This is a genomic window from Thalassospiraceae bacterium LMO-SO8 (genome assembly GCA_031655335.1).
Classification (GTDB): domain Bacteria; phylum Pseudomonadota; class Alphaproteobacteria; order Rhodospirillales; family Casp-alpha2; genus UBA1479.
The window spans coordinates 128,103-139,724 of the sequence record CP134226.1 but is presented as its reverse complement, the minus strand read 5'-3'; the positions used below and the strand labels follow the sequence as shown (position 1 = coordinate 139,724).

13 protein-coding genes are annotated in these 11,622 nt (G+C 62.5%); 4 read left to right on the top strand and 9 right to left on the bottom strand.

Features of this window, described 5'->3' with window-relative positions:
• Window positions 1-16: 16 nt before the first annotated feature.
• The 5 genes from RJ527_00685 to RJ527_00665 all read right to left on the bottom strand — a co-directional run bounded on the left by RJ527_00685 (window position 17) and on the right by RJ527_00665 (window position 4,650).
• Window positions 17-493: a TerB family tellurite resistance protein gene (locus tag RJ527_00685; GenBank protein ID WND76272.1), complete on the bottom strand. Its 477-nt coding sequence runs from the start codon at window positions 491-493 to the stop codon at window positions 17-19.
• Between the two features lie 76 nt (window positions 494-569).
• Window positions 570-1,433: an alpha/beta hydrolase gene (locus RJ527_00680; protein WND76271.1), complete on the bottom strand. Its 864-nt coding sequence runs from the start codon at window positions 1,431-1,433 to the stop codon at window positions 570-572.
• Window positions 1,434-1,463: 30 nt separating this feature from the next.
• Window positions 1,464-1,796 carry a hypothetical protein gene (locus RJ527_00675; protein ID WND76270.1) on the bottom strand — a complete coding sequence of 111 codons (333 nt, stop codon included), beginning with the start codon at window positions 1,794-1,796 and terminating at the stop codon, window positions 1,464-1,466.
• Window positions 1,797-2,244: 448 nt separating this feature from the next.
• A complete protein-coding gene (locus tag RJ527_00670; GenBank protein ID WND76269.1) occupies window positions 2,245-3,270 on the bottom strand; it encodes a TauD/TfdA family dioxygenase in 1,026 nt (341 codons plus the stop codon).
• 36 nt (window positions 3,271-3,306) lie between these two features.
• A complete protein-coding gene (locus RJ527_00665) occupies window positions 3,307-4,650 on the bottom strand; it encodes an RsmB/NOP family class I SAM-dependent RNA methyltransferase (protein ID WND76268.1) in 1,344 nt (447 codons plus the stop codon).
• A gap of 197 nt (window positions 4,651-4,847) precedes the next feature.
• Here RJ527_00665 and RJ527_00660 point away from each other — a divergent pair, with 197 nt between their 5' ends.
• The 4 genes from RJ527_00660 to RJ527_00645 all read left to right on the top strand — a co-directional run bounded on the left by RJ527_00660 (window position 4,848) and on the right by RJ527_00645 (window position 7,300).
• Window positions 4,848-5,528 (top strand): MotA/TolQ/ExbB proton channel family protein, encoded by a 681-nt coding sequence (locus RJ527_00660; GenBank protein WND76267.1) that lies wholly within the window; start codon window positions 4,848-4,850, stop codon window positions 5,526-5,528.
• Window positions 5,529-5,563: 35 nt separating this feature from the next.
• Complete coding sequence (locus RJ527_00655; protein ID WND76266.1) at window positions 5,564-6,166, top strand: hypothetical protein; 603 nt, start codon at window positions 5,564-5,566, stop codon at window positions 6,164-6,166.
• Between the two features lie 22 nt (window positions 6,167-6,188).
• Complete coding sequence (locus RJ527_00650; GenBank protein WND76265.1) at window positions 6,189-6,707, top strand: hypothetical protein; 519 nt, start codon at window positions 6,189-6,191, stop codon at window positions 6,705-6,707.
• Window positions 6,708-6,817: 110 nt separating this feature from the next.
• On the top strand, window positions 6,818-7,300 hold the full coding sequence (locus RJ527_00645) for a hypothetical protein (GenBank protein ID WND76264.1): 483 nt from the start codon (window positions 6,818-6,820) through the stop codon (window positions 7,298-7,300).
• Window positions 7,301-7,306: 6 nt separating this feature from the next.
• Here RJ527_00645 and RJ527_00640 read toward each other — a convergent pair whose 3' ends face one another.
• The 4 genes from RJ527_00640 to RJ527_00625 all read right to left on the bottom strand — a co-directional run bounded on the left by RJ527_00640 (window position 7,307) and on the right by RJ527_00625 (window position 11,543).
• Complete coding sequence (locus tag RJ527_00640) at window positions 7,307-7,918, bottom strand: pyridoxamine 5'-phosphate oxidase family protein (GenBank protein WND76263.1); 612 nt, start codon at window positions 7,916-7,918, stop codon at window positions 7,307-7,309.
• A 12-nt stretch (window positions 7,919-7,930) separates the two neighbouring features.
• Window positions 7,931-9,409 (bottom strand): IMP dehydrogenase, encoded by a 1,479-nt coding sequence (guaB, locus tag RJ527_00635; GenBank protein WND76262.1) that lies wholly within the window; start codon window positions 9,407-9,409, stop codon window positions 7,931-7,933.
• Window positions 9,410-9,599: 190 nt separating this feature from the next.
• Window positions 9,600-10,724, bottom strand: a complete 1,125-nt coding sequence (locus RJ527_00630; GenBank protein ID WND76261.1) for an XRE family transcriptional regulator — start codon at window positions 10,722-10,724, stop codon at window positions 9,600-9,602.
• An 84-nt stretch (window positions 10,725-10,808) separates the two neighbouring features.
• Entirely contained in the window at window positions 10,809-11,543 is a 735-nt protein-coding gene (locus tag RJ527_00625) for a hypothetical protein (protein ID WND76260.1), read from the bottom strand.
• Window positions 11,544-11,622: the final 79 nt, after the last annotated feature.

Genomic DNA, 11,622 nt, shown 5'->3' with positions numbered 1-11,622 from the left:
CGCTTCCATGGGCGGATTACGCCTTTTCGTCCGGGATGTGCGGCAGGTCGTCGACGTAGAGGCCCAGGTCCTTCGGGTCGATGCCGAGGCGCGAACACAGGCTGACGACCTCGATCTGTTCGGTCAGGTTGTCTTCGCCCTCGACCTCCAGAATGCCCATGCAGACGCGCAGGATGAGCGACGCCGTTTCGGGGTTGTCGGCCACGGGTTCGATGCGCCGGAACGCGGCCTCGCGCCCTGTTTTGGGATCGTCCTGGATGTCCGCCGTGTAGTCGTTGAACAGATCGACGGCCTCATGCGGGTCGAACACCTGCAACTGCTTGATCGCCTCGACGATCTGGTCAAGGCGCATGCGTTCGGGAAAGGTGACCTGCCCGTCGGCGGCGCAGACCAGGGCGGCGGCCGACATCACGGCCTCCAGGAATGGGCGGTTCTGATGACGCGCCATCTGCTCCCGATACAAATCCGTCAGGGTGTCGAGCACGCCCGCCATCGCCCAATGCCTCCGTTGCTTCCCTCGCCTCGATTATTGGCCGAGGACGGGGACGACGCAACGGCTTAAGGGCGGGTCAGTAGGGGGCGAGGGTCTTCAGGGTGCCCGTCAGGGTGTCGGCGAATTCCTCCGCCGCTTCGTACATCACCCAATGGCCGGCGCCCTTGATGACGTGGAAGGGCGCCTCGGGTTGGAAGCTGCGGATGATTTCCCGGCGCTTGTCCAGGCCTTCCTGGCCCATCACCGTGATGTCGTATTCACCCCAGATGCCGGCCATGGATGCCTTGATGTCGGGCAGGGCGCGCAGCAGCCGGTCGGTCAGCGAGATCGGTCGCGAGCGGATGCGCCCGCGTTCCAGGTTGCGGCGATGAATGTGCACGGCCAGATCGTCGATGTTGGCGGGGTCGCGCATCATGAGGATTTGCAGGTTGCGGCGCTGCAATTCGTCGATCTCGTCGTCGGTCATGCCGTCCTCGGCCAGGGCCGTGCCCTGGGGCGGGGCGTGCAGCACGCCGAAGCCGCTGGCGCCGACCATGACGAAGCTGCGGCAGCGGCCGGGCGTCTTCGACGCGACGACGCTGCCGATCAGGCCGCCGAAGGAAAACCCGGCCAGATGGAAGGTCTCGCCCGCCGGCACAAGCTGGTCCAGGCCGGCGACCAGGATATCGGCGATGTCGTCCGGCGCGGTCGGCTTGGGCGGGGCGCCGCTGTCGCCGAAGCCGGGGGTGTCCGGAGCGAGCAGCGTGAAATGGGGGGTCAGCAGGGGGATCGAGCGGTACCAGTGGGTCCACGACCCCCATCCGCCGTGCAGTAGCACGAGGGTCGGGCCGCCGCCTTCCCAGCGGTGCCAGACCGCGGGGCCGTTGGGGCCGGGGGTTTCCAGGCGTTGGGCTTTGGCGGCGAGGGCCGCCACGTCTTGGGCAAGGGCTGCGTGGTCCATGATGGGAGAATTCAGTCTTTCGGGCTGGTCTTATTCGGCAATGTGGATGTAGCCGCGTTCGATGGCGTGGGTGAGTTCCTCATAAGCCTTCTTGGCTTCTTCGTAAATGTCGCGGTACTTGCGCAGGTTGGTGATCTCGGCGTCGGAGGGCGCTTCGCCGTCGGCGACGTTGGAGATATTGAAGGCCGCTTGGAGGTAGCGCCCGCGCAGATGGGCGACGGCGCGGGCGAAGTTGATGACCCGGGCCTCGGTGATTTCGGGAATCATCGGGCCGATGATTTCGCGGTTGGCCTGGGAAATCAGCATCTCCGCCTTGCGCAGGAACTGTTGCTGGCGGCGCAGGTCGTCTTCGAAGGAACTCATGGCGTGCTCCCTGGGTGTTGGGCCTCGTTTGAGATTTTTAGCGGAAAGGCGGGAGAATGTCTGCACCGGCGGACGATGCGGCGGTGGCCCCGTGATGAACCCACTTGTCCGGTTGACGTCAGCGTTGAAGCGGCGTGCCGGAATCGGTTAAAGCGCAGCCCGGACGTGGGAACATCCGGAAAGAACGGCCCCGGCCTCAGTCGGTCGGGTGCGGGCCTTCCAACGGATGATCGCTTTCGCGGGGGGCTTGCGTGTGCTGGGCCTGTTTCATCTGTCTTCTCCCGATGAACGAACAACCCGGGCCAAGGTTCCAAACCCTGGCGCCGATGCCTCGTCCGACGTCTCCGCCACACAAGGCGTTTCCACCTTCTGGTAGCGTAGCAACAATACCATAACGAACCGTTAATCTCGATAATAAAGTTCCGGTATTGTGTCAACGGAAGAAATTTTATATCGCGATGCGATGTGTCGTTTCGAAAAGGGGGCCGAATTCCCGGGTTTCCGCAAAGGCCGGGGGCAAGGCCAGGCCGTCTTCGATGCCGAGCCACAGGCGCAACATGTGCCGTTTCTCGCCGGACGCCGGATCGGGGTCCGTGAAGGCGGTGCGGGCGTGCAGGGTGGTGAAGTTGTTGCCGACCACCAGGTCACCCGGCGACATTTCGAACGACAGATGGAACGCCGGGTCGTCGCAAAGCGCGTCCAAAAGGTCCATGGCTTCGATCTGGGCGTCGGTCAGACGCGGGATTTCGTCGGACCGCTGGGCCAGTTCGATGTAATGGCGCTTGTACATGACGAACCAGTGCCCGCCATGGAATTGGAATATCGGCAGGGCCTGATACCAGGGCCGGCCGGGCAGGGCCTGGCCGCGGGCGTCGAAATAGAACGGCTCCGTCAACACCTTGGCAAGGTCCGGCCGGCGGCGGAGGATTTCGTTGAACACGGTATGGGCGCTGACGATCAGGGACTTGCCGCCGCCCGTCGACTGACGCCGGCACAGCAGCGCGAAGATGTCGCCGCCGTCGTTGTGGAAGGGCTGTGCCTCGTTGGTCTGATAGGTGCGCACGTCGGCCTGCTTTTGCAGGTTGGCGCCGGTGTCGCGGACATCGTGCAGCAGGGTGCGGCGGGCGTCCTGGATTTGCGGAATGCCCAGATACTGGCCCATGCCCCAGATCATCCGCCGGGCCTGTTCCTCGTCCAAATTCCCCAGTCCGGTGCGCAACAGGAAGAATCCGGTGCCGAAGGCGGCCTCGCGGCGCAGGTCGGCCAGGTTCTCGGCAAAGGCGCCGACGGGAAAATCATCGGCGGTCATCGTCAAGGGATCGCAGCCGGCGCTGGCGTCAAGCGCACCCATGACGGCGGTGCGGTCCGCGTCGGACATTTCGACGATCCAGGAACGGGATCCGGCCAACTGCGGGCCGGTCCAACATGAAGCACCTTGAGCGGGTTGCAGGTTGTCGTTGGTCGTGGTGGGCATGGTTTCCTCTCCGGCAGACTAGTTTTGTATACAATGTTAAGCTGATTTTCCCAGAACTGCGCAGAAAAATCCATCGGTTCCCGTTGATGCCGGTGACAGGCGTAAAAAATCGCCTTCGTTGGGCAGCGGCCCGCCGACGGTTTCCGTCCAGACCTCGGCCAGCGGCAGAACCCGGAAACCGGGAACCTCGGCCATGAACCAGTCGATCTGTTCCTCGTTTTCCTCGCGCAGGAGAGAGCAGGTCGCGTAGATCAGCCGGCCCTTGGGCGCCACCAGGGATGCCGCCTGAACCATGATCAGGCGTTGCATTTCGATCAGGTGTTCCAGGTCGTCGGGGCGGAACCGCCATTTGGCGTCCAGGTTGCGCCGCCAGGCCCCCGTGCCCGTGCAGGGCACGTCGGCCAGCACCCGATCGGCCATTTCGTGGTTGGCCTTGACCCAGCTGTCGTCGCGTGCCGCGACGACCTGCCGGCGCACCATGTCGGCGCCGGCGCGTTTCAGGCGCGGCGCCATGCGGTCCATGCGGTAGCGCGATACGTCGCAGGCGATCAGGCGGCCGCGCGGCGCGCCGGCCTCCGCCTCCGACCTGGCGGCCGGGCCCAGGGCCGCCGCCATGGCCAGGGTCTTGCCGCCGGCCCCGGCGCAATAGTCGATGACGGTCATGCCCGGACGCACGCCGGCCAGCAGCGCGATGAGCTGCGAGCCCTCGTCCTGAACCTCGAACAGGCCGTGCTTGAAGGCATGGGTGCCGCCCAGCCGGGCGCGGGATTGCAAGCGCAGGCCAAGGGGGGACAGCGGCGTCGGTTCGACCTCGATGCCGTCGCCGGTCAAGGCGGCCTGCACCTGTTCCCGCGTCGCCTTCAAGGTGTTGACGCGCAGGTCCACGGGCGCGGTCTGGCTCAGCGCCTGGAGTTCCATTTCCAGCCGCGGCCCGAAGATGGCGCGTAAGGAGGGCCCCATCCAGGACGGGTATTCCAGGCGCACCCAGTCGGGCATGTCGATGTGCATGGGCGGGCGGCCGTAAAGGGATTCCGCCAGTTCCTGTTCCCGGTTGTTGAGGGTCGGCGGACAGTGCCGGGTGCCCGAGAACTGGCGCGCCAACTCGTCCGGCGACACCCGCTCGTAGACCGCCATCTGGGCCAGCACGCGGGTGCGCGGTGTTGAATCGAGGGCCACGCCCGTGCGCTGAATCCACCAGTCCAGACGCGCGCGATGACGCAGGTTTTCATAGACGCGGTGTGTCACGGTGCGACGGTCGCCGGACCCGGCATAGCGGCGGGTGCGGAAATAAGCGTCGATGACGGCGCTGGCGTCCTGCGCCTCGGCGGCGATCTGCGCCAACAGTTCAATGCAGGCCTGTACGCGGGCGCCCGGCGTCATGGATCGCGCTCCCTGGTGTCGCTGGATTGTTGACGTGTTCTTCTTTGCGCCAGAGATTACCCGCCGCCCCGCCCGGGGGCCAAGGATTTCCATCGGCGGGGGAAAGGACGACGGCGGATCGCAATTGCGTGAGGTGCGTTTGAAATCGCGATCTGCATGAGAAGATCGTGGTATAAGGGCGGCGTTCCCGGGTGCGGATGACCGCACCCCCGATGCAGGGGAGTGGTCTGACGGTGCTGTACCGATATCTGCTTGTCGCGCATTTCCTTTTGGTCAACGTGATCGCCCTCGGGTTTGTCGGGGCCGCTTATCTTCAGGGCTGGCTCGATCCCATCATCGATGCTCCGCTTCTCGAATTGACCGGCGTGATCTGCGCCGTGTTCGCCTACGGCACGGCGCTGGCGGCGTGGAAGGTGTGGCAGACCAGCCGCCAGACGGTCGAGGTCGAGGACGGCCGCCTGTCGGCCGGGTCACCGGCCGTGGCCTACATGGCCGCCCTTGCCGCCGACGACGATCGGGAGGCCGACCGCGCGGCGCAGATCCTGCGCCTGACCCTGTCCAACCGCATCGTCGTGGTCCGTCACATCGCCAATTCCCTGGTCCTGCTGGGCCTGATCGGCACGGTCATCGGCTTCATCATCGCGCTGTCGGGCGTCGATCCGACGGCCGCGTCCGACGCCAACAAGGTCGGCGCCATGGTCGCGACCCTGATCAGCGGTATGTCCGTGGCGCTCAACACGACGCTGGTCGGCTCGATCCTCTATGTCTGGCTCATCGTCAATCACCGCATTCTGACCACGGGCACGGTGCGGCTGCTGACCGCCGCCTTGCAGGCCCCGTTGCCTGCCGCCGCCACCCGGCGCCGGGCCGCCGAATAGACGGGGGAAGGGGCGGCACGCCGCCACACAGCGTCATGGAAGAACTCGATACTTTCGACGACGAAGATACCGCCGGCACCGTTTTCCGGGACGTCATCCTGCTGGCCCTGATCGGCTTCGTCGCCATGGTGGTGATGCTGCTGCCGCATTTGCAGCCACCCCAGGAACAGCGGGAAGAGGCCAAGGCGCCCGGCAACGTGATGGTCGAAATGCATTGGCCGAACGACATGCCCTACGACGTCGATCTGTGGGTCAAGGCGCCGAACGAACTGCCCGTCGGGTTCTGGAACCAGTCGGGCCTGACCTTCAACCTGCTGCGCGACGACCTTGGGATCGAAGGCGACGCCACGGACCGCAATTACGAAATGACCTACAGCCGCGGCGTCCCCGCCGGCGAATACGTGGTCAACGTTCATATGTACGGCCCGCTGCCCAGGGGGGTGACGGTGCCGGTGCGGGTGGTCGTGAGCGTCAAGCGGCCGTTGGAGGAAGCGGAACAGATCGCCGCAACCACGGTCGAACTGCGCGGCAAGAACCAGGAGGAGACAGCCTTCCGGTTTCGCCTGGACGGCGAGGGGCACTTGGTCGAAGGCAGCGTTAGTAAGCTGCGCAAGCCCCTGATCACCGAATTGCACTGAGGCCCAGGCAAGGAAACCGGCCATGGACATCATCTATTATATCTTCGCGGCGATGACCCTGACGGCTTTCGTTCTGGGGGCGCTCGCCGTATGGGCGCCGCGCCGGACCTGGGTGCGCTTCGTCGCGGTCGCCGCCGTCTCGCTGTTCCTGCCGCTGGCCTATGTCCAGCTGATTGAGCTTTTGTCGCGGCCCAAGCCCATGGAATACGCCTGGTACGAACGGACGCGGGACAAGGCCATCGTGCTCGGCGTCGATTTCGACGAGGGCCAGGCCATCTACCTGTGGCTTCGCCTGCCTGAGGAGACCGCCCCCCGGTACTATTCGATTCCGTGGAACCCGCGTTTCGCCGAACAGTTGCAGGACGGATTGGAAGACGCCGTCCGGCGCAATTCGGTGCTGATCATCACCAATCCGTTTTCCAGGCAGGGGCCGGAAGACCTGGGCGACCTCAACGTGGAAATCCAACCGCCGCCGCAGCCGCCCCTGAAGGCGCCGCAGGTGCCGCCGCGCATTATCGATCCCCGGGAATTCAAAATTTGACCCCCGGAAGAAATTAAACAGATTCAATACCCTATACGTAAGTCATAGAGGTATCGGCACGGGTTTTGCGTGATAATCGGGATCAAGCGTCAGTTGCAAAGGAGCACATCATGGCTGACAGCAAATCGGACGACCTGGACGAACCCGTTCCCGATCCCATCGACGACGAGATCCGCGCGGAGCTCTCCCTGATTTATACCAAGGCCAACGACGCCCTGCTGTTCGTCAAGGCCCAGCAATGGTGGACCGTGGGCTCGACCTTGGCGGTTTTCATGGGACTGTTGGTGATCGCCAAGCTGGTCGGGGCCAAGGCGGGATACGTCAGCGCGCTGACCGGCCTCATCATTCTCATGACCTGCGCCTGCGTCTTCATGCTGGTGATCTATCAGTTCTGGCAGCATAACGAGCTTGCGCGCATTCACGCCGTGGCCACCCATTTCAGCGCCACGTTCCAGAAAATCCATGCGATCAAGTCGCCGACGGAAGGCAATTTCCACCGCTATACGTTGCTGGCGTTCATGATTGTCGTGGTGATCCTGGGGGCGGTCATCACCTACATGGGGTTGGACCAGTTGCCGCGCTGGCCGCGCTAGGCAGGCTCAGTACAGCACTTCCTTGTAGCGTGCCGCCGCTTCTTCGTTGGTTTCGTCGGCGATGGTCTGATCGCCGGTCTGGGCGCACATCATCTGCGCCGCGGTCGGCAGGGCGTCGCGCGGGACGCGGGCCTCCGGGTCCCACAGGCGGGACCGCATCAACGCCTTGGCGCAATGCATGAAGGCTTCCTGCACCGTGACCACCAGGCAGCTTTTGGGCAGTTTGCCGGAAACCTCGAACTTGGCGAGCAGGTCCGCGTCGTCGCGGATTTCTCCCGTACCGTTGATGCGGAAGGTCTCGTTCACGCCGGGAATCAGGAAAATCAGGCCGACGGCGGGGTTCGCCAGGATGTTTTCGTAGCCGTCGAGGCGGTTGTTGCCGGGGCGGTCGGGAATCGCGACGGTGACGTCGTCGAGCACCTGAATGAAGCCGGGCAGGTCGCCCTTCGGCGACACGTCGGCGCCGCCCGGGCCCTGAGTCGCGATCACCACGAAGGGGCAAAGCGCGATGAACCGCCGGGATTGTTCTTCCAGCCGATGGAAGACCTTGGTGACAGCGCGGCCCTTGGGCTCGGCATAGAGTTCACGCAATTGCTGTCCGGTTTCGATGCGCGCCATGGGGCCTGCCTTTTAGGGTTCCGAGCGATAGTTGGGCGCCTCGCGGGCGATGGTGATGTCGTGGACGTGGCTTTCGCGCAATCCGGCCCCGGTGATGCGGCGCATCTCCGGCTTGGTGCGCAGTTCCTGGATGGTGGCACAGCCGGTGTAGCCCATGGCCGCCCGCAGGCCGCCGACCAGTTGATGCACGATGGTGCCGAGCGGCCCGCGGTAAGGCACGCGGCCTTCGACGCCTTCGGGCACCAGTTTCAGGCTGTCGGAGACTTCGGCCTGGAAATAGCGGTCGGCCGATCCGCGCGCCATGGCGCCCAGCGACCCCATGCCCCGGTACGACTTGAACGACCGGCCCTGGTAGAGGAACACCTCGCCGGGGCTTTCGTCCGTGCCGGCGAACAGCGATCCGATCATCACTGCCTCGGCCCCCGCCGCGATGGCCTTGGCGATGTCGCCGGAATACTTGATGCCGCCGTCGGCGATGCAGGGCACGCCCGCCTTGCCGCAGGCTTCCGCCGATTCCATGATCGCCGACAATTGCGGCATGCCGACGCCCGCGACCATGCGCGTGGTGCAGATGGTGCCCGGCCCGATGCCGATCTTCACGGCGTCGGCCCCGGCGTCGATCAACGCCTTGGCGCCTTCCGGCGTGGCCACGTTGCCGCCGATGATCTGGGTCCGGTTGGACATTTTCTTGATGATGTTGACGGCGTCGAGAACACCCTGCGAATGGCCGTGGGCGGTGTCGACGACGACCACATCGACCCCGGCGTCGATCAGCGCCTCGGCCCGCGCCCGGCCGTCGTCGCCGACGCCGGTGGCAGCTGCGACGCGCAGGCGGCCCTGGTCGTCCTTGCAGGCGTTGGGATGGGCTTGTTCCTTCTCGATGTCCTTGACCGTGACCAGGCCGACGCAGCGATAGGCCTCATCGACCACGATCAGGCGTTCGATGCGGAACTTGTGCAGCAGCCGCTTGGCCTCGTCGCGCGACACGTTCTCCTTGACCGTGATCAGCGGCAGGTCCGGCCGGTTCTGGGTCATCAGTTCGCTGACCGGCTGCTTCAGGTTCTCGGCGAAGCGGATGTCGCGGTTGGTGATGATGCCGACCAGTTTGCCCGTGTCGCGTTCGACCACGGGCATGCCGGAAAATCCGGTATGTTCCTTGATGCGCAGCGCGTCGGCCAGGGTCTGGTCGGGGAACATGGTCACCGGGTTGATGACCATGCCGCTTTCGAATTTTTTGACTTTGCGGACCTCGGCGGCCTGATCCTCGGGCGTCATGTTCTTGTGCAGCACGCCGATGCCGCCGGCCTGGGCCATGGCGATGGCCAGGGCGCTTTCCGTCACCGTGTCCATGGCGGCGGACACAAGCGGAATGCCCAGCGTGATCTCGCGGGTCAGGCGGGTCGTCGTATCGGCGGTGTTGGGAAGAACATTGGACGCAGCCGGGACCAGGAGAACATCGTCAAACGTCAGCGCTTCTCTCAGGTCGGCCATGCCATCCTCGTCTGTGGGTTCGAGTTGGCGGCCCATCATACACATGCGCATGGCCTTGCCAAGCACCTTTGCGCACCTGCAAAAACCCCGGGTTTCGTGGTGTCTCAGGCCCTTGTTTCCAACCGGAATCCGGTGGTGGCAACGTAGTTTTGGGTGAAATCGACGCGGCTGACTAAAGTCTGAAATCAGGTTAGCGTGGCTTAGGAAACGAAATGACTTCGCCTTTACCCGATTCTGCTGTTGGTTCGTGAGAGCCAGACTTGAGGCGAACCACTGTTGCAGCTTCACGCATGAACCACCCATGAGGTAGGCCGGTTAGGTTTTCGATATCGCCAGCAGATACTGAAAATTCGAGTGCTAACAAATCCGCCTTTGATCGAACGCTCTCATCAACGATTAAATGAAGTGCATCTCGTAGGATTCGAGGCTCTCCCGGTGCCCATTGGCGATCAAATGGTTCCTCTTTCGTCCACCCTTTGGCGGAGTACAGTTTGTACAAATGGGTGGCGAAGTCTTTCGGGATAACATCCAAATCTGCCAATCGTTTGATTTGCGCCTTAATCGCAACACGCCAGCGTTCTTTGGCTGTCACCATTGCTGCAAGAGAAGGAAACTGCATTTCAACCGGGAAAGTAGTCGAGGGGAGAAGGAACGCGCTGGCCAGACGGAATGCCTGTGTTTCGATCAGTTTTAAGTCGCGTTTAAGTTGCTCTTCTGTGACGTGCCGATGGAGGATCGCATGCGCCATCTCGTGCGCAGCATCCATCTGTCGGCGCGCAAATGACATCTTATCGCTCGCGAGCAATATATGTGGTCTGTCATCCGCAGGGGACCAACTGCAAAGTCCATCAAGCTTAACTGTTCCCATCTCAATCACGCTGACGACGAAACCAAATCGCTCAAGCAGTGCCACCATGTCGCCGCATGGTCCCTCGCCGAGACCCCAATGGCGCCGCAACTCCAGGGCAATTTTTTCTATGTCTTCGTCGCGAAGTTGATGATAACTGGCGCCGTCCATCACATCGGGAATATTAACGGTCGGCAGGTCCACGTAATGTTCGACCGCGTGACTGATTTCTTGTAGCCAGCGCATCTGAGCGCTTTGATATTGCAGATCTCGAACTAGCGTAGAGGAAAGCGAACGCAAGAACGTGGGGCGTGCGGACTCAAAAACGGGGCGATAGAAAAACTCCGGCCGCACATTCAAGTGGGAAGCCAAGCTAGCCAGAGTGTCCAGGTCGGGGACGGAACTCCCATCTTCCCACCGCGACACGGTACTAGGATTTATGCTCATACTGCGTGCAAGCGCAGACATGCTTGGAATCCGTCTAGCTGCCCTGGCCTCCTTAAGCCGACCGGGCACAAAGCCTAGTGTAGCGATTGCCATGACCGTATCCGATTATTTAGCCGGACCGTCGGCACTCTCTTCGATATCCGGTTGTTCCGGAGGCTTAAACTCTTTGCGGACTGTTTTCAACGAAACAAGAGGCGGTGAATTCGCCGACTCCGGTCCGTCAGGGTCTGGTGCGTATTCTGCTAGAAATGCTTCAACCGATTTGTACACAAGGAAGCCCTGGTAATCGGCATCAATAACCCCAATTGCAACTTCTTGAAGGCTACCACCTCGTGAGGGGTCGCGCGCGCAGAGAAGTAAAACAAATATGTCACCCGGTTTGGCCGTGCGGCCATCTCTTTCAAAATCCAAGCGTGGAGTCAGGTGATAATTCAGCGTGACGCCAGCAAGTCGGGATTGGTTCTTGGACGGCAATTCTGCCCGTTCAGGTATCGATGCGAGGCCGAGAATAACCCCGGGACGATCACCTCCGAAACGCATAAAAGGCTGGAAGCAACGGAGGTCTGTCCCTGGGATCATGTCACCATCCAACCGCAAACCACCGTGCCGTTCGCAAACGTCTTGGAAGCCTTTCTCCATCAAGCGGAAGCGAGCTTGTCCCTCAAGCCCGCGAGCACTTCTTCCGGTCAGATCTGTGTTGTCACGGACAAGCTCATGAGCAAGACGCGCCCGTGCAACAACGGCGTCCAATAGGTCAATCGGAAGGTCACGTGGAAAAGTACCAACAATCTGCGCGTTGATTTCCTCTGCGGTCATAGAACCCTCGATCTGATGTTGCACGATTAAGGATTTTTACATAAAAATTATGCGCGTTGCAACTGATAATTCCCGTAGGTTTGCACGTGCGGACGTGGGGATA

Coding starts and splice junctions, on each gene's coding strand:
- RJ527_00675 (WND76270.1), bottom strand. CDS start 1,796: ATGAGTTCCTTCGAAGACGACCTGCGCCGCCAGCAACAGTTCCTGCGC.
- RJ527_00655 (WND76266.1), top strand. CDS start 5,564: ATGGAAGAACTCGATACTTTCGACGACGAAGATACCGCCGGCACCGTT.
- RJ527_00650 (WND76265.1), top strand. CDS start 6,189: ATGGACATCATCTATTATATCTTCGCGGCGATGACCCTGACGGCTTTC.
- RJ527_00680 (WND76271.1), bottom strand. CDS start 1,433: ATGGACCACGCAGCCCTTGCCCAAGACGTGGCGGCCCTCGCCGCCAAA.
- RJ527_00645 (WND76264.1), top strand. CDS start 6,818: ATGGCTGACAGCAAATCGGACGACCTGGACGAACCCGTTCCCGATCCC.
- RJ527_00670 (WND76269.1), bottom strand. CDS start 3,270: ATGCCCACCACGACCAACGACAACCTGCAACCCGCTCAAGGTGCTTCA.
- RJ527_00665 (WND76268.1), bottom strand. CDS start 4,650: ATGACGCCGGGCGCCCGCGTACAGGCCTGCATTGAACTGTTGGCGCAG.
- RJ527_00640 (WND76263.1), bottom strand. CDS start 7,918: ATGGCGCGCATCGAAACCGGACAGCAATTGCGTGAACTCTATGCCGAG.
- RJ527_00660 (WND76267.1), top strand. CDS start 4,848: ATGACCGCACCCCCGATGCAGGGGAGTGGTCTGACGGTGCTGTACCGA.
- RJ527_00630 (WND76261.1), bottom strand. CDS start 10,724: ATGTCTGCGCTTGCACGCAGTATGAGCATAAATCCTAGTACCGTGTCG.
- guaB (WND76262.1), bottom strand. CDS start 9,409: ATGGCCGACCTGAGAGAAGCGCTGACGTTTGACGATGTTCTCCTGGTC.
- RJ527_00685 (WND76272.1), bottom strand. CDS start 493: ATGGCGGGCGTGCTCGACACCCTGACGGATTTGTATCGGGAGCAGATG.